This window comes from Streptomyces sp. NPDC057616, from assembly GCF_042800575.1.
Taxonomy (GTDB): Bacteria; Actinomycetota; Actinomycetes; order Streptomycetales; family Streptomycetaceae; genus Streptomyces.
The window spans coordinates 201,692-225,247 of sequence record NZ_JBHVGU010000006.1 but is presented as its reverse complement, the minus strand read 5'-3'; the positions used below and the strand labels follow the sequence as shown (position 1 = coordinate 225,247).

18 protein-coding genes are annotated in these 23,556 nt (G+C 70.3%); 9 read left to right on the top strand and 9 right to left on the bottom strand.

Features of this window, described 5'->3' with window-relative positions; all coding sequences use genetic code 11:
- Positions 1–41 precede the first annotated feature (41 nt).
- The 3 genes from ACFU97_RS09690 to metH all read right to left on the bottom strand — a co-directional run bounded on the left by ACFU97_RS09690 (position 42) and on the right by metH (position 6,581).
- On the bottom strand, positions 42–1,646 hold the full coding sequence (locus ACFU97_RS09690) for an ABC transporter substrate-binding protein (protein ID WP_384253253.1): 1,605 nt from the start codon (positions 1,644–1,646) through the stop codon (positions 42–44).
- 514 nt (positions 1,647–2,160) lie between these two features.
- Positions 2,161–2,856 (bottom strand): HAD family hydrolase, encoded by a 696-nt coding sequence (locus ACFU97_RS09685; protein ID WP_384253250.1) that lies wholly within the window; start codon positions 2,854–2,856, stop codon positions 2,161–2,163.
- A 209-nt stretch (positions 2,857–3,065) separates the two neighbouring features.
- On the bottom strand, positions 3,066–6,581 hold the full coding sequence (gene metH / locus ACFU97_RS09680; protein ID WP_384253248.1) for a methionine synthase: 3,516 nt from the start codon (positions 6,579–6,581) through the stop codon (positions 3,066–3,068).
- A 294-nt stretch (positions 6,582–6,875) separates the two neighbouring features.
- Here metH and ACFU97_RS09675 point away from each other — a divergent pair, with 294 nt between their 5' ends.
- From ACFU97_RS09675 to ACFU97_RS09640, 8 genes are all read left to right on the top strand, one after another.
- Positions 6,876–7,640 carry an IclR family transcriptional regulator gene (locus ACFU97_RS09675; protein ID WP_384253245.1) on the top strand — a complete coding sequence of 255 codons (765 nt, stop codon included), beginning with the start codon at positions 6,876–6,878 and terminating at the stop codon, positions 7,638–7,640.
- Between the two features lie 327 nt (positions 7,641–7,967).
- On the top strand, positions 7,968–8,762 hold the full coding sequence (locus tag ACFU97_RS09670; protein WP_384253242.1) for an MIP/aquaporin family protein: 795 nt from the start codon (positions 7,968–7,970) through the stop codon (positions 8,760–8,762).
- A gap of 51 nt (positions 8,763–8,813) precedes the next feature.
- Positions 8,814–10,352, top strand: coding sequence for a glycerol kinase GlpK (glpK, locus tag ACFU97_RS09665; RefSeq protein ID WP_384253239.1), 1,539 nt, complete (start codon positions 8,814–8,816; stop codon positions 10,350–10,352).
- Between the two features lie 50 nt (positions 10,353–10,402).
- Complete coding sequence (locus ACFU97_RS09660; RefSeq protein WP_384253237.1) at positions 10,403–12,019, top strand: FAD-dependent oxidoreductase; 1,617 nt, start codon at positions 10,403–10,405, stop codon at positions 12,017–12,019.
- Between the two features lie 227 nt (positions 12,020–12,246).
- Positions 12,247–12,918: a FadR/GntR family transcriptional regulator gene (locus tag ACFU97_RS09655; RefSeq protein WP_384253234.1), complete on the top strand. Its 672-nt coding sequence runs from the start codon at positions 12,247–12,249 to the stop codon at positions 12,916–12,918.
- A 143-nt stretch (positions 12,919–13,061) separates the two neighbouring features.
- Complete coding sequence (locus ACFU97_RS09650) at positions 13,062–14,039, top strand: PAC2 family protein (protein ID WP_384253231.1); 978 nt, start codon at positions 13,062–13,064, stop codon at positions 14,037–14,039.
- Between the two features lie 260 nt (positions 14,040–14,299).
- Positions 14,300–16,021, top strand: a complete 1,722-nt coding sequence (locus ACFU97_RS09645; RefSeq protein ID WP_384253229.1) for a S8 family peptidase — start codon at positions 14,300–14,302, stop codon at positions 16,019–16,021.
- Between the two features lie 33 nt (positions 16,022–16,054).
- Positions 16,055–16,711, top strand: coding sequence for a hypothetical protein (locus tag ACFU97_RS09640; protein ID WP_384253226.1), 657 nt, complete (start codon positions 16,055–16,057; stop codon positions 16,709–16,711).
- 72 nt (positions 16,712–16,783) lie between these two features.
- On the opposite strand, the gene mshC is transcribed toward ACFU97_RS09640, so the two are convergent.
- From mshC to ACFU97_RS09620, 4 genes are all read right to left on the bottom strand, one after another.
- On the bottom strand, positions 16,784–18,013 hold the full coding sequence (mshC, locus tag ACFU97_RS09635; protein ID WP_384253223.1) for a cysteine--1-D-myo-inosityl 2-amino-2-deoxy-alpha-D-glucopyranoside ligase: 1,230 nt from the start codon (positions 18,011–18,013) through the stop codon (positions 16,784–16,786).
- A 94-nt stretch (positions 18,014–18,107) separates the two neighbouring features.
- Positions 18,108–18,926 carry an SCO1664 family protein gene (locus ACFU97_RS09630; protein ID WP_384253220.1) on the bottom strand — a complete coding sequence of 273 codons (819 nt, stop codon included), beginning with the start codon at positions 18,924–18,926 and terminating at the stop codon, positions 18,108–18,110.
- Complete coding sequence (locus tag ACFU97_RS09625; protein WP_384253217.1) at positions 18,890–19,480, bottom strand: DUF3090 domain-containing protein; 591 nt, start codon at positions 19,478–19,480, stop codon at positions 18,890–18,892. Before ACFU97_RS09625 ends, ACFU97_RS09630 begins: the two co-directional genes overlap by 37 nt.
- Before the next feature lie 110 nt (positions 19,481–19,590).
- Positions 19,591–20,277, bottom strand: a complete 687-nt coding sequence (locus tag ACFU97_RS09620) for a histidine phosphatase family protein (RefSeq protein WP_384253214.1) — start codon at positions 20,275–20,277, stop codon at positions 19,591–19,593.
- A 62-nt stretch (positions 20,278–20,339) separates the two neighbouring features.
- Between ACFU97_RS09620 and corA the strand changes: the two genes are divergently transcribed.
- Positions 20,340–21,338: a magnesium/cobalt transporter CorA gene (corA, locus tag ACFU97_RS09615; protein ID WP_384253211.1), complete on the top strand. Its 999-nt coding sequence runs from the start codon at positions 20,340–20,342 to the stop codon at positions 21,336–21,338.
- 30 nt (positions 21,339–21,368) lie between these two features.
- Here the strand turns inward: corA and ACFU97_RS09610 are convergent, their stop codons facing one another.
- Complete coding sequence (locus ACFU97_RS09610) at positions 21,369–22,157, bottom strand: ferritin-like domain-containing protein (RefSeq protein WP_384253208.1); 789 nt, start codon at positions 22,155–22,157, stop codon at positions 21,369–21,371.
- A 256-nt stretch (positions 22,158–22,413) separates the two neighbouring features.
- Complete coding sequence (locus ACFU97_RS09605; RefSeq protein ID WP_384253206.1) at positions 22,414–23,469, bottom strand: LLM class F420-dependent oxidoreductase; 1,056 nt, start codon at positions 23,467–23,469, stop codon at positions 22,414–22,416.
- Positions 23,470–23,556: the final 87 nt, after the last annotated feature.

Below are 23,556 nucleotides of genomic sequence, written 5' to 3'. Positions count from 1 at the left end.
GACTCCCGGGGCCGCCGTCCCTGGGGCCCCGGGGACGGAGGTCAGCCGCTCACGCCACGGCTGAGCTCCCACAACTGGAGAGTCGAGGAGGAGTTGAGAGCGTACGCGGTACCGGTGACGTCGTCGCGGGCGGCCACGTACTGCTTGCCCTGCCACAGCGGCAGGATCGGCACGTCGTCCGCGACGGTGTCCTGGATCTGGGTCAGATCCGGGGAAGCGGCGATGCGGTCGGCCTCGCGGCGGGACGCCGGGATGAGGCTGTTGATGATCTTGCTGTTGCGGTACGGCAGCTTGAGGAAGTTGTCCTTGTCCAGGAACGGCGCCAGGTAGTTGTCGGCGTCCGGGAAGTCGGGGAACCAGCCCATGCCCCAGACGTCGTACGCGCCCTTGCGCTCGGCCGGGATGTAGTCCTTCCAGAGCGCGCCCTGGATGCTGACGTCGAACAGACCGCTGCCGTTGAGCTGCTTCTGAAGGATCTCGAATTCCTTCTTGGTGGCCGAGCCGTAGTGGTCGGTCGTGTAGTGCAGCGTCAGCTTCACCGGGGTGGTGATGTTGGCGGCCGCCAGCAGGGACTTGGCCTTGGCGGTGCTCGGGTCGCCGTACTTGTTGAAGAACGAGTTGGAGTGGCCGGTGATGCTGGCCGGGACCAGCGAGAACAGCGGCTCGGCCTGGGTGCCGTAGACCTTGGAGACGAGCTCGCCGCGGTTGATCAGCTGGGCCATCGCCTGGCGCACGGCCTTCGACTTCACGCTCGGGGCGTCGGTGTTGAAGGCGAGGTAGCGGATCTCGAGTCCGGCCATCTCGACGAGGTCGACGCTGTTGTCCGAGTCGTTGGACAGCTTCTGGATCTGCTCCGGCGACATGCTGCGGGTCATGACGTCGATGTCACCCTTGTCGAGCGCCTTGCCCATCGCGTCCGCGTCCGCGTAGGAGACCATCTCCGCCTTGGAGTTGTTCACCTTGAGCGTCCCCTTGTAGTTGGGGTTCTTGGTGAACGTGGCCTTCACGAGCGAGTCGTCCTTGACCTCGCTCTGCAGCGTGTACGGACCGGAGCCGTCCACGTCGAAGCCGTCGCGCAGCTTCTTCTTCTCGTAGTCGTCGGGGTTGACGATGCCGGCGACCGGGGTCGACAGCTTGTACGGGAAGGTGGCGTCGGCGGTCTTCAGGTGGAAGATGACGTCGCGGTCGCCCTTGGCCTCGACCGTGTCGATGGTGGAGAGCAGGCCGACCGGGCCGCCCTCCGCGTTGATGGCCCGCACGCGGTCGATGGAGTACTTGACGTCCTGCGCGGTGATGGCGTCGCCGTTGGCGAACTTCAGGCCCTCACGCAGCTTGCAGGCGTAGCGCTCATTGCCGGAGTCGGTGAATCCGCAGCTCTCGGCGGCCTCGGGGACGGGTTCGCCCTCGCCACGCGGCTGGATCATCAGCGTCTGCACGGTCTGGCGCAGGATGTTCCAGGTGCCCACGTCGTACGCGTACGCCGGATCGAGCGGCGCAGGGGCATCCTTGGTGGCGGTGAACTGGTCCGTCGTCCCGACGACGATCGCGTCCCCACCGCTGCTGCCGCTGTCGGAACCACCACAGGCGGCGAGCACGGGCGCGAGCAGGCCGACCACGGCCGGCAGCACCAATGTCTTGCGGTTCATGCTCGTGTTTCTCCAGAGCTGTTCAGGTCCGTGTACCCGGCATGCAGGGGTGTCGCGGCGGATCACGGGGGTAGGGGCGATGGTTCTCGCGACGAGATTAGTCCGCACCTGCACGAGGGTTCGCAGTCACTGGAGTTGAGCCACCATCACGCAGCGGAACCGGCCGTGGACAGACCGGAAGCCCGTGACAGGAAGGATTAGTGCAGCTTTCCATCAATCGGGACACAAGGGCACAGCGGCCCACCCCGAAACGGGGCCGACTGCACACACCGTCCGACCTGTCGAGCCCCGTGCGAGTGGCGAACGTCACACCATCAACAGGCGTGATCGGCACCGGAATTCGGCCGGTCGTCTTGTTTCGAATTCCTTCGCACACCGGACTCCGGAATTCCTGTCCTATCGACTCTGCACACTGGGTGAACGCTCAGCGCATTTCTGTCATCAAGGCCGTCTTTCAAGGCCGTCATCCGTGCCGTCATCAACGCGGTGATCGGTTCTGTGATCGGCTCCGGCGTCACGTGGCGATCAGACCGCGCAGGAATGTCAGGTCCACGTCTTCCAGGCTAGTGACGACGGTTCGCCGGGCGGCGGGCGCGATGGGGGCCACCGACGGCACCACGACCACGTGGCAGCCCGCGGCCTCGGCCGCCGCGACGCCGGTCGCGGTGTCCTCGACGACCGCGCATCTGGCCGGGTCCACCCCGAGTCCCGCGGCCGCGGTCAGATAGGGGTCGGGGTGCGGCTTGGTGCGCGGCACCTCGTCGCCGGCCACCGACAGGGCGAAGTGCTGGGGGCCGAGCGAGCTGAGCACGCGGTCGATGATGCGCCGGTGGGAGGCGGAGACCAGGGCCGTGGGGATCTCGAACTCGGAGAGCTCGGCGAGCAGCCTGGCGGCGCCCGGCATCAGCGGCAGGGCGCGGGTGATGCGCTCCTCGAATCCCTGGTTGAGCAGCACCGTGAGCTCGGCGAGGGCGATGTCGGCGCCGGTCGCCTCGATCAGGAACCCCGCACTGCGGGTCATGGGACCGCCGACCACGACATGGCGCCAGGAGTCGTCGAGGGTGTGGCCGAGACCGGCGAAGATCTCGCATTCGACGTCCCACCAGAAGCCCTCGGTGTCCACCAGGGTTCCGTCCATGTCGAGGAGCACGGCCTGAAGAGCGGAGCCTTCGGCCGTACGGGTTCCGAGCGCAGGGACCGTACTGGTCATCCGGGCGCACCTCCTTGAGGGACGATCAGGCCGGTTCCCGCGCGGGAACCGGCCTGCAGTGGACCGACCAGTGTACGACTGTCGCGGCGGAAACGCCTCGTTTATCCGGCGTGGTCCGGGGCACACCGTCTGTACGCCGCGCGCCGCTGTGAGCTGCGCCTTCGCCGGATCCGGCGCGCCGTTTCGGTGCGCCGTCGCAGCGCGTCGTATCAGCGCGCGTTGAAGTACTTCGCCTCCGGGTGGTGGATCACGATCGCGTCCGTGGACTGCTCGGGGTGCAGCTGGAACTCCTCCGAGAGCTTCACGCCGATCCGCTCGGGCTCCAGCAGGTCCGCGATCTTGGCCCGGTCCTCCAGGTTCGGACACGCTCCGTAGCCGAGGGAGAAGCGGGCGCCCCGGTACTTGAGGGCGAACATGTCCTCCATCGCGCCCGGGTCCTCACCGGCGAAGCCCAGCTCCGACCGCACGCGCGCGTGCCAGTACTCGGCCAGTGCCTCGGCCAACTGGACGGACAGGCCGTGCAGTTCGAGGTAGTCGCGGTAGGCGTTCGCCTCGAACATGCGCGCCGTCTCCTCGCCGATCCGCGAGCCGACGGTGACGACCTGGAGGCCGACGACGTCCGTCTCGCCGGACTCCTGCGGGCGGAAGAAGTCCGCGAGGCACAGCCGGCGGCCGCGGCGCTGGCGCGGGAAGGTGAAGCGGGTGCGCTCGTTGCCGTGCTCGTCCAGGATGATCAGGTCGTCGTCCTTGGAGACGCACGGGAAGTAGCCGTGGACGACGGCCGCTTCGAGGAGGTTCTCGGTCTGGAGCTTGTCGAGCAGACCGCGCAGCCGCGGCCGCCCGTCGGTCTCGACGAGTTCCTCGTACGACGGCCCCTCGCCGGTGCGGGCCTGCTTCAGGCCCCACTGGCCCTTGAACAGCGCGCCCTCGTCGAGCCAGCTCGCGTACTCCTTGAGCTGGATGCCCTTGATGACGCGGGTGCCCCAGAACGGCGGCTCCGGAATGCGGTTGTCGATGGCGACGTCCGAGCGGACGTGGCCCTCCTCCGGGTGCTCCTCCACCTCGGCGGGGGCGGTCGCCCGCACCCGGCGCTGCTTGAGCTCGGGCAGCTTCGCACCGGGCACGCCGCGCTTGACGCCGATGAGCGCGTCCATCAGGCGCAGGCCCTCGAACGCGTCGCGGGCGTAGCGGACCTCGCCGTCGTAGACCTCGTGCAGGTCCTGCTCGACGTACGCGCGCGTGAGGGCCGCGCCGCCGAGGATGACCGGGTAGGTCGCCGCCAGATTGCGCTGGTTGAGCTCCTCCAGGTTCTCCTTCATGATCACCGTGGACTTGACCAGGAGTCCCGACATGCCGATCACGTCGGCGCGGTGCTCCTCGGCCGCCTCCAGGATCGCGGAGACCGGCTGCTTGATGCCGAGGTTGACGACGTTGTAGCCGTTGTTGGACAGGATGATGTCGACCAGGTTCTTGCCGATGTCGTGGACGTCGCCGCGCACGGTCGCCAGCACGATGGTGCCCTTGCCCTCGGCGTCGGTCTTCTCCATGTGCGGCTCGAGGTAGGCGACCGCGCTCTTCATCACCTCGGCGGACTGCAGCACGAACGGCAGCTGCATCTGGCCGGAGCCGAAGAGCTCGCCGACGACCTTCATGCCGTCCAGCAGCGTCTCGTTGACGATGTCCAGCGCCGGGCGCTCCTGGAGGGCCTCGTCGAGGTCCGCCTCCAGACCGTTGCGCTCGCCGTCGATGATGCGCCGCTTGAGGCGCTCGTCCAGCGGCAGCGCCGCCAGCTCCTCCGCCTTGCCGGCCTTCAGCGACTTCGCGGTGGCGCCCTCGAACAGCTGCATGAGCTTTTGCAGCGGGTCGTAGCCCTCGGCGCGGCGGTCGTAGATCAGGTCGAGGGCGGTGGTGACCTGCTCCTCGTCGAAGCGGGCGATCGGCAGGATCTTGGAGGCGTGCACGATCGCCGAGTCCAGGCCCGCCTTGACGCACTCGTCCAGGAAGACGGAGTTGAGCAGGATGCGGGCGGCCGGGTTGAGGCCGAAGGAGATGTTCGACAGGCCCAGCGTGGTCTGCACGTCCGGATGGCGGCGCTTGAGCTCGCGGATCGCGTCGATGGTGGCCAGGCCGTCCTTGCGGGACTCCTCCTGGCCGGTGCAGATGGTGAAGGTCAGGGTGTCGATGAGGATGTCCGACTCGTGGATGCCCCAGTTCCCCGTCAGGTCCTCGATCAGCCGCTCGGCGATCTCGACCTTCTTCTCCGGGGTCCTCGCCTGGCCCTCCTCGTCGATGGTCAGCGCGATCAGCGCGGCGCCGTGCTCCTGGGCCAGCCGGGTGACGCGCGCGAACCGGGACTCGGGGCCGTCGCCGTCCTCGTAGTTGACCGAGTTGATGACCGCGCGCCCGCCGAGCTTCTCCAGACCCGCCCGGATGACGTCGACCTCGGTGGAGTCCAGCACGAGCGGCAGGGTGGAGGCGGTGGCGAAGCGGCCGGCCAGCTCCTCCATGTCGGCGACGCCGTCCCGGCCGACGTAGTCCACGCACAGGTCCAGCATGTGGGCGCCTTCGCGGATCTGGTCGCGGGCCATCTCCACGCAGTCGTCCCAGCGGCCCTCCAGCATCGCCTCGCGGAACTTCTTGGAGCCGTTGGCGTTCGTGCGCTCGCCGATGGCGAGGTACGCGGTGTCCTGACGGAACGGCACCGTCTGGTAGAGGGAGGCGGCACCGGGCTCGGGCTGCGGGCGGCGCTCGGTCGGGGCGGTCGCCCGGACCCGCTCGACCAGCTGCCGCAGGTGCTCGGGTGTGGTGCCGCAGCAGCCGCCGACGAGGGAGAGGCCGTAGTCGCGGACGAAGGTCTCGTGGGCGTCGGCCAGTTCGGACGGGCTCAGCGGGTAGCTCGCGCCGTCCTTGCCGAGGACCGGGAGGCCGGCGTTCGGCATGCAGGACAGCGGGATGCGGGAGTGCCGGGAGAGGTAGCGCAGGTGCTCGCTCATCTCGGCGGGGCCGGTGGCGCAGTTCATGCCGATCATGTCGATGCCGAGCGGCTCCAGCGCGGTCAGCGCGGCGCCGATCTCGGAGCCCAGCAGCATGGTGCCGGTCGTCTCGACGGTGACGGAGACGATGATCGGAAGGTCCAGGCCGGAGATCTCGCGGGCCCGCTGGGCGCCGATCACCGCGGCCTTGGTCTGCAGCAGGTCCTGGGTGGTCTCCACGATCAGCGCGTCGGCGCCGCCCGCGATCAGGCCCTCGGCGTTCTGCTGGAAGGCGTCGCGGATCGTGGTGTACCCGATGTGGCCGAGCGTGGGCAGCTTGGTGCCGGGGCCGATGGAGCCCAGCACCCAGCGCTGGCGGCCGTCGCGGGCGAGGTAGCCGTCGGCGGTCTCGCGGGCGATGCGGGCGCCCGCCTCGGACAGCTCGTAGACCCGTTCGGGGATGTCGTACTCGGCCATCGCGGCGTAGTTGGCGCCGAAGGTGTTGGTCTCGACGCAGTCCACGCCGGCGTCGAAGTACTCCGCGTGCACCGAGCGGACGATGTCGGGGCGGGTCAGGTTCAGGATCTCGTTGCAGCCCTCGAGGTTCTGGAAGTCCTCGAGGGTGGGGTCCTGCGCCTGGAGCATGGTGCCCATGGCTCCGTCGGCCACCACCACACGGGTGGCGAGCGCCTCACGGAGCGCGGACACACGGGTCCGGCTGTCGGCGGAAGGGGTCAGTGGCGACGAGGCCATGAAGGGGCTCCCTTGAAGTGCGACGGCTGTCGGCTTTGCGTCCGCCCGCGGATCTTCCGCGGTGGGCGCACCTCGCCAGGGTAACCGGGTCCGGACGAGGACGGACGGGGCGTCCACGACGCGGACGAGGATGACGGACAGGCCACTTGCGGGATACGTGTGACGCAACAGATCTCGACGGATGACAGCCGACCATTGGCGAGAGGTCGGCATCGACCGGTAGTGTTCGGCATTGCCGAACAGCGGCAGCGACGTCGTTCGTCGACGGTCGAAGGGGACGGAGGCAGTACGGCGATGGCACGGAACATCCAGTCGCTCGAACGGGCGGCCGCGATGCTGCGGCTGCTCGCGGGTGGCGAGCGACGGCTCGGCCTCTCGGACATCGCCTCGTCTCTGGGTCTCGCCAAGGGCACCGCCCACGGCATCCTGCGCACCCTCCAGCAGGAGGGCTTCGTCGAGCAGGACGACGCCTCCGGGCGCTATCAGCTGGGTGCCGAACTGCTCCGCCTGGGCACCACCTATCTCGACGTGCACGAGCTGCGGGCGCGCGCCCTGGTGTGGACCGACGACCTGGCCCGCTCCAGCGGCGAGAGCGTCTACCTCGGCGTACTGCACCAGCACGGCGTCCTCATCGTGCACCACGTCTTCCGGCCCGACGACAGCCGTCAGGTGCTGGAGATCGGGGCCATGCAGCCGCTGCACTCCACGGCCCTCGGCAAGGTCCTGTCGGCCTACGACCCGGTCGCCCACAGCGAGGCGATCGAGGCGGACCGCAAGGCCTTCACCGACCGCACGGTGTGCGACCTGGAGGACTTCGAGCACATCCTCGACATGTCGCGCGCGCGTGGGTACGCGGCCGACGTCGAGGAGACCTGGGAGGGCGTGGCCTCGGTGGCCGCGCCCATCCACGACCGGCGGCGGATGCCGGTGGGCGCCGTGGGCATCACCGGCGCCGTGGAGCGGCTGTGCCGGGACGGCGAGCTGCGCCCCGAACTCATCGCCGCGGTGCGGGACTGCGCCCGCGCGGTCTCGCGGGACCTGGGCGCCGGACGGTTCTGAACCCGTCGGGCCGGCGTCGGCGCGCGGCACCTACCGCCCGGTCGGTACGCACCGTGCTTGTTACCCCGCCGTACGCAGCTGACCTGCAAGATCGACATATCCGGCCGATCGATAACGATCGCATTTTCGCCAACAGGCCCCTTGACGGGCACGCGACCCCGGGGCAAGACTCCCGTCCATCGGTCGGCATTGTCGAACACCTAACGGCAATACGCGCTAGAGTGTGACAACGCCAAGGGCCGGCATCGCTCTCACCCCCGAGGGCAGCTCGAACTCCCGGAGGGACCCGGGGTTCGGTCCCCTGGACGAAGGACAAAGGAGTCGCGGGTGTCCAGCTCCGACATCTTCATCGGCGAGACCATCGGTACCGCCATACTCATCCTGCTCGGCGGTGGCGTCTGCGCCGCCGTGACGCTGAAGGCCTCCAAGGCCCGTAACGCCGGCTGGCTCGCCATCGCCTTCGGGTGGGGCTTCGCCGTCCTGACGGCGGTCTACATCTCCGGCCCGCTCTCCGGTGCCCACCTCAACCCCGCCGTCACCGTGGCCCTGGCCATCAAGGACAGCGACTGGAGCAACGTCCCGGTCTACTTCGCCGGCCAGCTGCTCGGCGCGATGATCGGCGCGACCCTGGTGTGGGTCGCCTACTACGGCCAGTTCCACGCGCACCTGACCGACAAGGAGATCGTCGGCGGTCCGGGCGCGCAGGCCACCAAGGTCAAGGCCGTCGAGGCGCAGGAGAAGGGCGCCGGCCCGGTCCTGGGCATCTTCTCCACCGGCCCCGAGATCCGCCACGCGGTGCAGAACCTCCTCACGGAGATCATCGGCACCATCGTGCTGATCCTCGCGGTGCTCACGCAGGGTCTCAACGACAAGGGCAACGGACTCGGCGTCCTGGGCGGTCTGATCACCGCGCTGGTCGTCGTCTCCATCGGCCTCTCGCTCGGCGGCCCGACGGGCTACGCGATCAACCCGGCCCGCGACCTGGGCCCGCGCATCGTGCACGCCCTTCTGCCCCTGCCCAACAAGGGCGGCTCCGACTGGGGCTACGCCTGGATACCGGTGGTCGGTCCGCTGATCGGCGGCGCGATCGCTGCAGGCATCTACAACGTCGCTTTTGCTTAAAGCACGGTGGAACAGTCCCCTTCTCAACTCAGTGAACCCCAGGAGCACACAGTGACCGACGCCCACACCGCCGGCCCGTTCATTGCCGCCATCGACCAGGGCACGACCTCCTCGCGCTGCATCGTCTTCGACCGGGACGGCCGTATCGTCTCCGTCGACCAGAAGGAGCACGAGCAGATCTTCCCCAAGCCGGGCTGGGTCGAGCACAACGCCACCGAGATCTGGACCAACGTCCAGGAGGTCGTCGCCGGGGCCATCGCCAAGGCCGGCATCACCCGCGACGACATCAAGGCCATCGGCATCACCAACCAGCGCGAGACCACCGTGCTGTGGGACAAGAACACCGGTGAGCCCGTCCACAACGCCATCGTGTGGCAGGACACCCGCACCGACGCCCTGTGCAAGGAGCTCGGGCGCAATGTCGGCCAGGACCGCTTCCGCCGCGAGACCGGCCTCCCCCTCGCCTCCTACTTCGCCGGTCCCAAGGCCCGCTGGCTGCTGGACAACGTGGACGGCCTCAAGGAGCGCGCCGAGGCCGGGGACATCGTCTTCGGCACCATGGACACCTGGGTCATCTGGAACCTGACCGGCGGCACGGACGGCGGCAAGCACGTCACCGACGTCACCAACGCCTCCCGCACCATGCTGATGAACCTGCACACCATGGAGTGGGACGAGAAGATCGCCGAGTCGATCGGCGTGCCGCTGCAGATCCTGCCCGAGATCCGCTCCTCCGCCGAGGTCTACGGCGAGATCACCGGCGGCAAGCTGGGCGACCTGCTCGGCGGCATCCCGGTCGCCTCCGCGCTCGGTGACCAGCAGGCGGCCCTGTTCGGGCAGACCTGCTTCGCCGAGGGCGAGACCAAGTCGACGTACGGCACCGGCACCTTCATGGTGATGAACACCGGCGACAAGATCATCAACTCGTACGCCGGTCTGCTCACCACGGTCGGCTACAAGATCGGCGACCAGAAGACGGTCTACGCCCTGGAGGGCTCGATCGCCGTCACCGGCTCCCTGGTGCAGTGGATGCGCGACCAGATGGGCCTGATCTCCACCGCCGCCGAGATCGAGACGCTCGCGCTGTCGGTCGAGGACAACGGCGGCGCCTACTTCGTGCCGGCCTTCTCCGGCCTGTTCGCCCCGCACTGGAACGCCGACGCCCGCGGTGTGATCGCCGGCCTGACCCGGTACGTCACCAAGGCGCACCTCGCGCGCGCCGTCCTGGAGGCCACCGCCTGGCAGACCCGGGAGATCGCCGACGCCATGACGAAGGACTCCGGCGTCGAGCTGTCCACCCTCAAGGTCGACGGCGGCATGACCGCCAACAACCTGCTGATGCAGACGCTCTCCGACGTCCTGGACGCCCCCGTGGTGCGCCCGATGGTCGCCGAGACCACCTGCCTCGGTGCCGCCTACGCCGCCGGTCTCGCCGTCGGCTTCTGGAACAACACCGACGACCTGCGCGCCAACTGGCGCCGGGCCGCCGAGTGGACCCCCCGCATGGACGCGGAGACCCGCGACCGTGAGTACAAGAACTGGCTCAAGGCCGTCGACCGGACCATGGGCTGGCTCGAGGACGAGAGCTGACGAGGGCCCGCAAAGGCCGAGCCGGCTCTGATGAGGAGTAAGAACCCGAAATGACCAGTCAGTCCACCCTGCAGTCCGTGCCTGCCCTGGGCACCCGCCCGGCCCCCGGCTTCACCGCGAGCCGCGCCGAGACCCGGGAGCAGCTCGCCAAGGCGTCGTTCGACCTTCTCGTGATCGGCGGAGGCATCCTGGGCATCTCCACCGCCTGGCACGCCGCACAGTCCGGCCTCAGGGTGGCTCTGGTCGACGCCGGCGACTTCGCCGGCGCCACCTCTTCCGCCTCCTCCAAGCTCCTCCACGGCGGTCTGCGCTACCTGCAGACCGGCGCGGTGAAGCTGGTGGCGGAGAACCACTTCGAGCGCCGTGCGGTCTCCCGCCAGGTGGCACCACACCTGGCGAACCCGCTCACGTTCTACCTCCCCGTGTACAAGGGCGGGCCGCACGGCGCTGCGAAGCTCGGGGCGGGCGTCTTCGCCTACTCCGCGCTCTCCGCGTTCGGTGACGGCGTCGGCCACCTCCTCTCCCCCGCCAGGGCGGCGCAGGACGTGCCCGAGCTGCGCACCGAGAACCTCAAGGCCGTGGCCGTCTACGGCGACGACCAGATGAACGACGCGCGCATGGCGCTGATGACGGTCCGCGCGGCCGTCGAGTCGGGCGCCGTCGTCCTCAACCACGCCGAGGTGACCGGCCTGCGCTTCACCCGGGGCCGGGTCACCGGCGCCGAGCTGCGCGACCGCACCTCGGGCGACGAGTTCGGCGTCGACGCCCGGCTCGTGCTGAACGCGACCGGCCCGTGGGTCGATCACCTGCGCAAGATGGAGGACCCCAATGCCGCGCCGTCGATCCGGCTGTCGAAGGGCGCGCATCTGGTCCTGAAGCGGACCTCGCCGTGGAAGGCCGCCCTGGCCACCCCGATCGACAAGTACCGCATCACCTTCGCCCTCCCCTGGGAGGACATGCTGCTGCTCGGCACCACCGACGAGGAGTTCGAGGGCGACCCGGCGGACGTCGCGGTCACCGAGCAGGACATATCCCAGATCCTCGACGAGGCCGCCTTCTCGGTCCGCGACCAGCAGCTCTCCCGGGATCTGATCACGTACTCCTTCGCGGGTCTGCGGGTGCTGCCCGGCGGTCCCGGCAGCACGGCGAAGGCCAAGCGGGAGACCGTGGTCACGGAGGGCCGCGGCGGCATGCTGTCGGTCGCGGGCGGCAAGTGGACGACCTTCCGCCACATCGGCCGTACGGTCATGAAGAAGCTGGAGTCGCTGCCGGGCCACCCGCTGGGCGACGACTTCGAGCCCATCGCCTCGCTGCCGAAGAAGCTGCCGCTGCCCGGCGTCGCCAACCCGCGCGCGGTCGCGCACCGGCTGCTGGTGGACCACCCGGCGCCCGGGCCGCGGATGGCCGCCGACACGGCCAAGCACCTGGCGACGCACTACGGTTCGCTGGCCTTCGACATCGCGCGGCTGGCGAACGAGAACCCGGAGCTGGGCGAGCGGGTGCACCCCGACGCCCCGGAGATCTGGGCGCAGGTCGTCTACGCCCGGGACAACGAGTGGGCCGAGACGCCGGACGACGTGCTGCGCCGCCGTACGACGCTGACGATCCGGGGCCTGGCCACGGACGAGGTCCGCGCGAAGGTCCAGGACCTGCTCGACAAGAAGTGACCTCGTGCCGGTCCCTTCCCCTGGCCAGGGCCGGCACGACAGCGGAGCGACCCCTCTCCCCTAGGGGGCCGGATCCGCGGGCAGGGGCGGCTCCGCGCCGACGGAGCCGCCCCTTTCGCGTGGCCGGAGATTGCGGGCCTGAGCTGAGCGTTCGGCACCCCGTTCAGCCGGTTGGAACGCCATAATGGCGTGAGACATCGGATGTCTGGACGACAGGGAGGCGGGACATGGCGGTCACCGACGAGGCGATCGAGAAGATCAAGGGGATGATCGTCTCCGGCGCGCTGCGCCCCGGCGACCGGCTGCCCAAGGAGAGCGAGCTGGCGGCCGAGCTCGGGCTGTCCCGCAACTCCCTGCGGGAGGCGGTGCGCGCCCTGTCGCTGATCCGGATCCTGGACGTACGGCAGGGCGACGGCACGTATGTCACCAGCCTCGACCCGCAGTTGCTGCTGGAGGCGCTGAGTTTCGTCGTCGACTTCCACCGTGACGACACCGTGCTGGAGTTCCTGGCGGTGCGGCGCATCCTGGAGCCGGCCGCCACCGCGATGGCCGCCTCGCGCATCAGCGAGCAGCAACTGGACGCGCTGGCCGCCCAGTTGGACAAGCTCGGGGACGCGCCGTCGGTGGAGGAGCTGGTGGCCTGCGACCTCGACTTCCACCGCGGCATCGTGCAGACGTCCGGCAACTCGGTGCTCTGCTCGCTGCTGGACGGCCTGTCGGGACCGACCACGAGGGCCCGCATCTGGCGCGGCCTGACCCAGGAGGACGCGGTCAGCCGCACACTGCACGAGCACCGGGCGATCCTGGCCGCGCTGCGCGACCGGGACGCGGAGGCGGCGCGGTCGTGGGCCACCGTGCACATCGCGAGCGTCGAGCAGTGGTTGCGTTCGACACTGTGAGGTACGCGCAAGGAGGGGGTGTCCCGGGCTCCCGAACAGGGCAGTGATCCGTTCATCCGCCCGTGCACGGGGGCTGCGAGTGCCCCCGTCGCACGCCGTAAGGTTGGGTGGTCAAGCGAGGGCATGTCGGAAAGGAGGCCTGGGTGATCGAGCTCGAGGGGGTTCCCGAGCTGATCGACCCGGTCATGGTGGCCGCGTTCGAAGGCTGGAACGATGCCGGCGACGCAGCCTCCGCCGCGGTCGCGCATCTGGACAAGGAGTGGAAGGGCGAGGTGTTCGCGGCGCTGGACGCCGAGGACTACTACGACTTCCAGGTGAACCGCCCCACGGTGTGGATGGACGGCGGCGTGCGCAAGATCACGTGGCCGACCACGCGCCTCTCGGTGGTCCGGGTCGGCGGCGACAAGCCGCGCGACCTCGTACTCGTCCGTGGCATCGAACCGTCCATGCGCTGGCGCTCGTTCTGCAACGAGCTGCTGGGCTTCGCGCACGAACTCGGTGTCGAGCTGGTGGTCGTGCTGGGCGCCCTGCTCGGTGACACCCCGCACACCCGTCCGGTCCCGATCAGCGGCACCACGTCCGACGCGGACCTGGCGCGCCGGATGGACCTGGAGGAGACGAAGTACGAGGGGCCGACGGGCATCGTCGGGATCCTCCAGGAGGCCTGTACGCACGCGGGCGTGCCGGCGGTGTCGCTGTGGGCGGCCGTGCCGCACTACGTCTCGCAGCCGCCGAACCCGAAGGCGACGCTGGCCCTGCTCAACCGCCTGGAGGACCTGATCGACGTGCGCATCCCGCTGGGCGAGCTGCCCGAGGACGCGCGCGCCTGGCAGGTCGGCGTGGACCAGCTGGCCGCCGAGGACAGCGAGGTCGCCGAGTACGTCCAGACGCTGGAGGAGGCGCGGGACACCGCGGAGCTGCCGGAGGCGTCGGGCGAGGCGATCGCCCGCGAGTTCGAGCGCTATCTGCGGCGCCGGGACGGTTCGGGCCCGGCGGGCGGCGGGCACGCCACCGCGGACGGCAGCGACAGCCCGCCCTACCTGCGGGACAACCCCGGCCGGCCGAAACCGCCGAAGCCGCCCAAGCCGGACACGGAGGACGACGAGTCCTCGGAGGAATGAGCGAGTGAGGACCGAGTGAGGGCGGTGCGCCGGTGGCGCACCGCCCTTCTCGTCGCCCGCGGCCGCACCGCGCGTCAGAACGCCGACGACTTTGGCCGGATTAGGACGTGACCGCTACTTCCGGTCGGATTGCACACGTTACCCAATTCAACTTGTCTCAAACCAAGTTGGCGAAAACAGCCTTTACGCGTCGGCGTGCGCGTGCTTGGTTGTGGAGCGACGACGCACCCGCACGGACCGAACCGAAGGGAGCGGCACCGATGAGCGACCAGGTACAGCCGGCACAGGGTCCCGGGGCCGGCGGGCCCGGACCCGACGGAGCGGGATTCACCTATCGAGGAGCCGAGCAGGAACTGATCGTGGTCGCGAGCGCCGAGGCACGGCTGCGCGCCCGCAGCGAGGGCGTCCGCTCGGCCGCCGGTGCCGACGTCTCGGCCCTCAACATGTTCCTCAGCGACGAACAGCTGCGTCTGCAGCCGCTGTTCGGCAGCGAGGAACGCCTCCAGCAGACCTCCCCGGCACCCGGCGAGCGGAGCGTTCCCGACCTCGCGCTGTTCTACCGGGTGCGGGGCGGGGAGAGCCGCGCCCAGGAACTGCGGTCGCGGATCGCGGCCCTGCCGGGGATCGACACGGCGTACGTGAAGCCGGGCGCCGTCCCCGCGACGGTGGCCGACGACGGCCGCCTGAAGGAAGGCGCCCCGGTCACACCGGACTTCAGCGGCCGTCAGGGCTATCTGCGCCCCGCCCCCGACGGGATCGACGCCCACTGGGCGTGGCACCGGCCCGGTGGCTCGGGTCAGGGGGTGACGGTCGTCGACGTCGAAGGCGCCTGGCAGTTGGGCCACGAGGACCTGGCCGCCAAGCTGGCCGGCGTCGTGGTCGGCACCCCGCTGACCGATCTCGCCTGGCGCAACCACGGCACCGCCGTGATCGGCGTGATCGGCGGCGACCGCAGCGAGTACGGCGTGTGCGGCATCGTGCCCGAGGCCGTGACCGCGGCCGCGTCCTTCCAGGACATCGGCACGGCGGCCGCGATCCACGCGGCGGCCGACCGGCTCTCCCCCGGCGACGTCGTCCTGGTCGAACTCCACCGTCCGGGGCCGCGGTTCGAGTACGCCGAGCGCGACGACCAGCGCGGCTACCTCCCCCTGGAGTGGTGGCCGGACGACTTCGCGGCCGTCCGCTCCGCCACCGCCCGCGGCATCCTCGTCGTCGCGGCCGCGGGCAACGGCGGCGAGTCGCTGGACGACGCGCTCTACGAGCGCCGCCCCGACGAGTTCCCCGAGTGGTGGCGCAACCCGTTCAACCCCTCCAACCAGTCCTCCGGCGCGGTTCTGGTCGGCGCGGGCGCACCGCCGCCCGGCACGCACGGCCGCGACCACGGACCGGACCGGTCGAGGCTCGCGTTCTCCAACTACGGCGCCCGCGTGGACGCGCAGGGCTGGGGCCGCGAGGTCACGACCACCGGCGGCTTCTGGGACCGGCCCGGCGATCTGCAGGGCGGGCCCGAGGAGGTCGCCTGGTACACGGACACGTTCTCGGGGACGTCCTCCGCCTCCCCGGTCGTGGTCGGCGCACTGGCCGCGCTGCAGGGAATGCTCAGGACGGCGGGCCAGACGCCGATGTCCCCGGAACGTGCCCGCGAGGTGCTGCGTGCGACGGGCTCGCCGCAGCAGGACGCACCGGGCCGGCCCGCCTCCCAGCGGATCGGCAACCGGCCCGACATCAAGGCGGCGGTCAGCCGGCTGCTGCCGCAGTCGGTCGGCTCGGGCCAGGCCGAGCGGTACTGGGACGAGTTGCTGCCGTATCCGCGCGAACTCCCGCCGAGGCTCAGGCTGTTCGTGGCCGGCGCCTGGCGGAACCTCAACGACCCGTCCCCGGAGATCCGCCAGGCGGTGCACTCCGCCTTCGCGGGGGGACGGCCCGACGTCCGAGTGTGGTTCTCGGACGACGAGATCGTCGGCCTGGTCGTCACGGGCTGACGTATCCCAACCATCAGGGAAGGTGACACCCGCATGAGCACCATTCCGCAGATGAGCCAACCGGGACAACAGCAAGGCCAGCAGTACCCGAGCACATCGCCCTACCAGCAGCACCAGCAGCACCAGCAGCAGCCGTTCGGGCAGCAGCAGATGGGGCAGCAGCCGTTCGGGCAGCAGCAGCCGTTCGGTCAGCAGCAGGGCTTCGGCCAGCAGCAGGGCCTCGGCCAGCAGCAGCCGATGGGCATGAGCGGCTCCCTGGAACAGCTCCAGCAGCTCGGCCAGCAGCAGCCGTACCAGCACCTGCTGCAGCAGATGGGGCAGCAGCAGCCCTACGGTCAGCAACAGCAGCAGGACCAGCAGGACCAGCAGGCCCAGCAGCAGGAGCAGCAGACGCAGGCGCAGCTCCACCAGCTCACGCAGACGGTCGTCCAGCAGGTGATCCAGCAGGTCCAGGCGCAGGCGCTCGCTGCCGGCGTGGCGAACGGCTTCGTCGACATCGTCCACCCGCTGCAGGGCCAGCCGCAGCAGGTCTTCCTGCGCATCAACAACCAGTTCCGGGTCCTCAACAACCCGACCCCGCAGCTGCACCAGCAGATCCAGGAGGCCTTCGCGTTCGGCCACCAGGTGATCGGCGTCTGGGACACCCAGTCCCCGAACGTCCTGCGCAGCGTGCGGATCCAGCGCATCTGACCGGCCGCTGACCGCAGCAGGGGCGCTTCCTCCGCGGAGGAAGCGCCCCTTTCCGTGCGTGCGCTACGAGTACTACAGGGCCACGCCCAGCAGGGCGTCCACGGCGCGCGACACGACACCCGGGGCGCCGGTGTCGGTGCCGCCCTCGGCGTGCTGCAGCTCGGCCCAGCGGTCGACCGCGGCGAGCGCGGCCGGTGCGTCCAGGTCGTTCGCGAGCGCTTCCCGGATCTCCTCGACCAGGGCCTCGGCCGGCGGGCCGTCGGGCCGGGAGACCGCGGCGCGCCAGCGGCCGAGCCGGGCCACGGCGTCCGCGAGCACCTGGTCGGTCCACTCCCAGTCGGAGCGGTAGTGGTGGGCGAGCAGCGCCAGCCGGATCGCGGCGGGATCCACCCCGTCGCGCCGCAGCGCGGACACGAAGACCAGATTGCCCTTGGACTTGGACATCTTCTCGCCGTCCAGGGCGACCATGCCGGCGTGCACGTACGCCTTGGCCATGGGGAACTCGCCGGTCAGCACCTGGGCGTGCGAGGCGCCCATCTCGTGGTGCGGGAAGGCGAGGTCGGAGCCGCCGCCCTGGACGTCGAAGCCCATGCCGAGGTGGTCCAGGGCGATGGCGACGCACTCGATGTGCCAGCCGGGTCGGCCGGGGCCGAGCGATCCGCCGTCCCAGCTGGGCTCGCCCTCACGGGCGCTCATCCACAGCATCGGGTCGAGCGGGTTCTTCTTGCCCGGGCGGTCGGGATCGCCGCCGCGCTCGGCGGACAGGATCCGCATGGCGGCCGCGTCGAGGTTCGAGACCTTGCCGAAGTTCGGGTCGGACTCGACGGAGAAGTAGATGTCGCCCTCGAGTTCGTAGGCGGCGCCCGCGTCCCGGAGCCGCTCCACCAGCGGGACGATGCCGGGTATCGCCTCGACCGCGCCTATGTAGTGCTGCGGGGGCAGCATCCGCAGGGCGGTCATGTCCTCGCGGAAGAGGGCCGTCTCCTGCTCGGCGAGGGCGACCCAGTCGACGCCGTCACGCTGCGCCCGCTCCAGGAGCGGATCGTCGACGTCGGTGACGTTCTGGACGTAGTGAACCTGCCGCTTGGTGTCGAGCCACACGCGCTGCACGAGGTCGAACGCGTTGTAGGTCGCCGCGTGACCCATGTGGGTCGCGTCGTACGGAGTGATGCCGCAGACGTAGATACGGGCGACGGGACCGGGGTCGAGGGGGACCAGACCGCCGGTCGCGGTGTCGTGGATCCTCAGGTCGCGGCCCTGACCAGGCAGGGCGGGGACCTCGGAAGCGGGCCAGGCATGCATGTCATGAGCCTAACCGGACGGAAGTTCCGTATACGAACCGGACCGGGCCGGATGGCCGGTAGGGCGCTCTTGCGCGACACCGGCCACTCTGCTCCTAGACCGGCGGCCAGGGAATGGCCGGCCACTCCCCGCTCGGCTCCGGGTGCCTGCCGGATTCCAGCAGTACGGCGACCCGCGCGCGCGTGGCGTCCAGTTCGGCGGCGGTGATCAGGCCGGACAGCCGTGTGGCCAGCGCTCCCCGGTCGCCCAGGGAGTCCTGGAGGGCCTTGAGGGCGTCGACCGCCTCCGGGGCCAGCGCCTCGCCCGCCCACCCCCACAGCAGGGTCCTGAGCTTGTTCTCGGTGTTGAAGGTCACCCCGTGGTCGATCGCGTACAGCCGGCCCTCGGCCGTGGGCAGCAGATGGCCGCCCTTGCGGTCCGCGTTGTTGATCACGGCGTCGAGCACGGCGAGCCGGCGCAGCCGCTCGTCGTCGGCGTGCACCAGCAGCGCCGTCCGTCCCTCGCCCACCTCGGCGAGGCCGATCGCCTTCCAGCCGGGCTCGGGCTCCTCGCCCTCCACCAGGGCGAGCAGCTCCGCCTCGGCAGACACCTCGACCCACAGCTGGACCATTCCCTCGCCGTACGGCCCCGCGCGCAGCACGGTCGGCGGGACGAGGCCCCAGCCGGTCGCCTCGGAGACCGCGTAGGCGGCCACCTCGCGCTGGGCGAGCGTGCCGTCGGGGAAGTCCCACAGCGGCCGCTCGCCGGCGACGGGCTTGTAGATGCAGGCCGCTTCCCGGCCGTCGTGGGAGACCGTGCAGTACAGCGCGGCGTTGGAGGCCTCGCGGATACGGCCGCGGACGGTGAGCTCACCCTCCACGAGCAGGTCGACGTCGGTCACGCTCCGCGGCGGTATCCGTTCTGGCGCGGACATACGTGTCCTTCCGGGTCGAGCGGGAGGCTGCACAGCGGGCACGGCGGCCGCCCGGCGTTGACGACGTCGAGGGCGCGCTTGGCGAAGGCCCTCGCCTGCGCGCCGGTCAGCCGGACCCGCAGCATCGGGGGTCCGTTCTCCTCGTCCTGGAGCAGGCGCTCCTCGGCCTCGGCGAGGTCCTCCTCGGAGTCGGCGTCGAGCTCCACGAGGGCCTGCGCCTCGACGATCATGCGCTGTTCCTCGCCGTCCCAGGCGAGGGCCATGGTGCCGACCCGGAACTCCTCCTCCACGGGGGAGTCCAGCGGGTCGTTGTCATTGACCTCGGTGGAGGCCACGGCCGGCACGGCGGCGCTGCCGCCACTGCGGCGCACGACCTCGTCGAGCAGTTCGTCCATGCGCTCGGCGAGGGCGGCGACCTGGGTCTTCTCCAGGGCCACGCTGGTCACACGGGGGCCCGCGGTGGCCTGGAGGAAGAACGTACGGCGTCCGGGCAGCCCGACCGTGCCCGCCACGAAGCGGTCCGGCGGGTCGTAGAGGAACACCTGACGGGACACGTCCTGTCTCCTGGATTCGTGGATCGGCATCGGACCGGATGACCGCCCGGACCGCGTGAGCGGAGGGGTGCGGTGCTACTGCGACCGCTTCACCCTACTGCTCCCGACGATCACGGTGCGCCCGCACCGCCCCCGACCGGGGCGTCGCCGGCCGGGGGTTCCTCGCGCGGCACCAGGGAGGTGAAGTCACCGGTGTCACCGAGGCGGACGAGGAACGGCCTCAGTCGTGTGTAACGGATCGCGGTGATGGAACACGGTTCAACGGAAATCCTCTGGAAGAGGTCGAGATGAAGTCCAAGGGCGTCCGCCACGAGCGACTTGATGATGTCGCCGTGCGAACACATCAGATAGACGGCGTCGGCGCCGTGGTCACGCTCCACGCGCGCGTTCCACTCGCGTACGGCCTCGGCGGCGCGGGTCTGCATCGCGCGCATCGACTCACCGCCCGGGAACGCGGCGGCCGACGGGTGCGCCTGCACGACCTGCATCAGCGGCTCGTCCGCCAGCTCGGCGAGCTTGCGGCCGGTCCAGTCGCCGTAGTGCGCCTCCCCGATCCGCTCCTCGGTGTGGGCGGTGAGGCCCGGCCGGGCCTCGAGGAGCGGCCGGAGGGTCTCCTGACAGCGCTGCAGGGGGCTGCTGACGACCTCGGAGATCGGCAGCTCGGCGAGGCGTCCGGGCAGGGCGGCGGCCTGGGCGGTGCCGCGTTCGTCGAGGGCGACGCCGGGCGTCCAGCCCGCGAGCACCCCCTCGGTGTTGGCGGTGGAACGTCCGTGCCGGACGAGGATCAGCGTGGGCATGCGGCCAAGCGTAGGCGCACGCCCGGGTGCATCCACGGGCGTGCGGCGGGAGAATACGCTCCGTGATCGTCGACTGCGCCATCTACCGCGACGGGCGTCGGACGGAGGGGCCCGAGGACTTCTCCGACGCCCTCGACATGTGCCGCCGCGGTGGCGACGCCTTCGTCTGGATCGGCCTCCACGAGCCGACCGAGAAGGAGTTCGACCGGGTCACGCAGGAGTTCGCCCTGCATCCGCTGGCCGTCGAGGACGCCCTGAACGCGCATCAGCGCCCCAAGCTCGAGGTGTACGACGACTCGCTGTTCGTGGTCCTCAAGCCGGTCGGCTACGAGGCCAAGAGCGACATCGTGACCTCCGGCGAGGTCATGGTCTTCCTCGGCGACTCGTTCGTGGTGACCGTCCGCCACGGCGAGGAGTCGCCGCTCGCGCACGTGCGCCACCGGCTCGAGGAGGAGCCGGACATGCTCCGGCACGGCCCCACGGCGGTGCTGTACGCGATCTCCGACGCCGTCGTCGACCACTACGTGGAGGTGGCGGACGAACTGGGCACCGACCTGGAGGAGCTGGAGGCGGAGGTGTTCTCGCCGACGGGTGGCGGCTCCCGGCACACCGCGTCCCGGATCTACGCCTTCAAGCGGCAGGTGCTGGAGTTCCGCCGGGCCACCGGCCCGCTGGCCCAGCCGCTGACCCGGCTCGCGGGCAACGGCCTGTTCGGCGTGAAAGTGCCGTTCGTGCACGAGAAGGCCCGGCCGTTCTTCCGGGACGTGAGCGACCACCTCACACGCGTGAACGAGGCGGTGGACGGTCTGGACCGGCTGGTCTCGGACGTGCTCTCCGCGCACCTCGCGCAGATGAGCGTCCGGCAGAACGACGACATGCGGAAGATCTCCGCGTGGGCCGCCATGGCCGCGGTCCCCACGATGATCGCGGGGATCTACGGCATGAACTTCGACCACATGCCCGAGCTGCACTGGACGGTGTCGTACCCGGCGGTGATCCTGCTGATGGCCGTGCTGGAGGTGCTGCTGTACCGGCTGCTCAAGCGCCGCGGCTGGCTGTGAGGCGGCGGCCCGGAGGAAGGCCCGGGGACGTCAGGCGAACTCGGGGGCGGTGCTCGCGGGCCCGCCGAGCGCGTCGCGCCGCTCCGGCATCCGCAGGCTGACCATCCGCCGCCAGCCCGCGAACCGCTCATAGGCGTAGACGGCCCGGATGCCCGCGGTGAGCAGGGCCGACTTCGCGCCGGACCAGCCGAGCGTGCGGCCCATGTGCGTCATGACGGCGATGCTGACGTCGCGGTAGACGCGGATCTCGGCGAGCGCGCACTCCCGCAGCGTCCGCTGGATCGTCCGGCCGTGCCCGGCGCGCGCGAAACGGAGCAACTCCTCGTGGCAGTAGGCCAGGTGGTTGTCCTCGTCGTGGGAGATCATCTTCACCGCGCGGCCGATGTCCGGGTGGTCGGCGAAATGCTTGCGCAGCAGCTCCATCTGCTCGGAGGCGCGCTGTTCGGTGACCCGGCTGTGCGAAAGGTAGACGACGATGTCCCGCACGGTGAGCGGCTCGTGGCCCTTGAGCTTCTCGTGGGCCAGGCCGATGCCGTGCTTCTCCAGGAGCATCGTGTAGTCGGTGTCGGGCGGTACCGGCACGGGTTCGAGTCCGCGCTTCTTCATCAGCGCGTTGAAGATCCGCCCATGCTTGTCCTCGTCGGCGCCGTGCCGGGTGATCTTGGGAGCCAGGGGACGTTCGCTCTCGGGCACGAGCGCGGCGATGCGGGCGTTCTCCCAGCCGCCCTGGGACTCGCCGCTGGCCGCGATGGAGCAGAACAGGGCGAAGGAATGGTCGTTGTCGAGGATCTCCTGGAACAGGCTCTTTGCCGAAAGCATCGTGGACACCTCTCTGCAGGCCGCTCGGAATTCCGCCGGATTCCGCGCAGAACGAGTCAAATGCGGCTCGAGAGGTGCTGCAACAGCTGTGTCGGACAACTCCGCCAAAAGGAGGACCCGCGAGGTCGCACCGGTGCGTAACCACCGGGGCCCGGGCGCGTTGTTCACGGTGACGGCCGTGGCGGGGAAGACCCCCGAGCCCCCACCACGGCCGCAGAAAACTTCTCGCACGGAATGTCCCGGTCAGCGCAGGGCGTCACGCCAGTCCGGCACGCTCCAGGGCCTCGGTGCCGGCGCGGAGCGAGGCCAGCCGCTCGTCGAGCGTGAAGCCCGCCGGGTTCAGGCTCAGGCTGGTGACACCGGCGGCGGCGTACTCCTTCATCCGGTCCGCGATGCGGTCCACGGAGCCGAGCAGCGTCGTCTGGTCGATCAGGTCGTGCGGGACGGCGGCCGCGGCGCCCTGCTTGTCGCCGGAGAGGTACTTCTCCTGGACCTCGGCGGCCGCGGCCTCGAAGCCCATGCGCTGCGCGAGCTGGTTGTAGAAGTTCTGCTTGGCGCTGCCCATGCCGCCCACGTAGAGCGCCGTGTAGGGGCGGAAGGCGTCGGCGAGCGCGGCCACGTCCTTGTCGGCCCCGACGGCCAGCGGCAGCGTCGGGTGGACGTCGAAGCCCTCCATCGTCTTGCCGGCCTTCTCGCGCCCGGCCCGCAGATGCTTGATCGTGGTCTCCTCCAGGTGCGCGGCGGAGGGGAAGATCAGCAGGGCGCCCTCGGCGATCTCACCGGTCTGCTCGAGGTTCTTCGGGCCGATGGCGGCGATGTAGAGCGGGATGTGCTCGCGCTGCGGGTGCACGGTCAGCTTGATCGGCTTGCCCGGGCCGCCGGGCAGCGGCAGCGTCCAGTGCCGGCCCTCGTACGAAAGCCGCTCGCGCGTCATCGCCTTGCGCACGATCTCCACGTACTCACGCGTGCGGGCCAGCGGCTTGTCGAACTTGACGCCGTACCAGCCCTCGGAGACCTGCGGTCCGGAGACGCCGAGGCCGAGGCGGAAGCGGCCGCCGGAGAGCGAGTCCAGCGTGGCCGCGGTCATCGCGGTCATGGCGGGCTGGCGGGCCGGGATCTGGAAGATGGCCGAGCCGATGTCGATGCGCTCGGTGTGGGCGGCGACCCAGGTGAGCACGGTGGCGGCGTCCGAACCGTAGGCCTCCGCGGCCCAGCAGACGGCGTACCCGAGCCGGTCCGCCTCCTTGGCGACCGCGAGGTTGTCCGCGTCCATTCCGGCACCCCAGTAGCCGAGGTTGATCCCGAGCTGCATGCCGCATCCCCTTACCGATCAGTAACGTGCCTGTTCGGCAGACCCTAGCGTGTGGAAACTGGTTGTCCACAGGCCCCCACACCGTAG

Coding starts and splice junctions, on each gene's coding strand:
- ACFU97_RS09690 (WP_384253253.1), bottom strand. CDS start 1,646: ATGAACCGCAAGACATTGGTGCTGCCGGCCGTGGTCGGCCTGCTCGCG.
- ACFU97_RS09685 (WP_384253250.1), bottom strand. CDS start 2,856: ATGACCAGTACGGTCCCTGCGCTCGGAACCCGTACGGCCGAAGGCTCC.
- metH (WP_384253248.1), bottom strand. CDS start 6,581: ATGGCCTCGTCGCCACTGACCCCTTCCGCCGACAGCCGGACCCGTGTG.
- ACFU97_RS09675 (WP_384253245.1), top strand. CDS start 6,876: ATGGCACGGAACATCCAGTCGCTCGAACGGGCGGCCGCGATGCTGCGG.
- ACFU97_RS09660 (WP_384253237.1), top strand. CDS start 10,403: ATGACCAGTCAGTCCACCCTGCAGTCCGTGCCTGCCCTGGGCACCCGC.
- ACFU97_RS09655 (WP_384253234.1), top strand. CDS start 12,247: ATGGCGGTCACCGACGAGGCGATCGAGAAGATCAAGGGGATGATCGTC.
- ACFU97_RS09645 (WP_384253229.1), top strand. CDS start 14,300: ATGAGCGACCAGGTACAGCCGGCACAGGGTCCCGGGGCCGGCGGGCCC.
- ACFU97_RS09640 (WP_384253226.1), top strand. CDS start 16,055: ATGAGCACCATTCCGCAGATGAGCCAACCGGGACAACAGCAAGGCCAG.
- mshC (WP_384253223.1), bottom strand. CDS start 18,013: ATGCATGCCTGGCCCGCTTCCGAGGTCCCCGCCCTGCCTGGTCAGGGC.
- ACFU97_RS09630 (WP_384253220.1), bottom strand. CDS start 18,926: ATGTCCGCGCCAGAACGGATACCGCCGCGGAGCGTGACCGACGTCGAC.
- ACFU97_RS09620 (WP_384253214.1), bottom strand. CDS start 20,277: ATGCCCACGCTGATCCTCGTCCGGCACGGACGTTCCACCGCCAACACC.
- ACFU97_RS09610 (WP_384253208.1), bottom strand. CDS start 22,157: ATGCTTTCGGCAAAGAGCCTGTTCCAGGAGATCCTCGACAACGACCAT.
- ACFU97_RS09605 (WP_384253206.1), bottom strand. CDS start 23,469: ATGCAGCTCGGGATCAACCTCGGCTACTGGGGTGCCGGAATGGACGCG.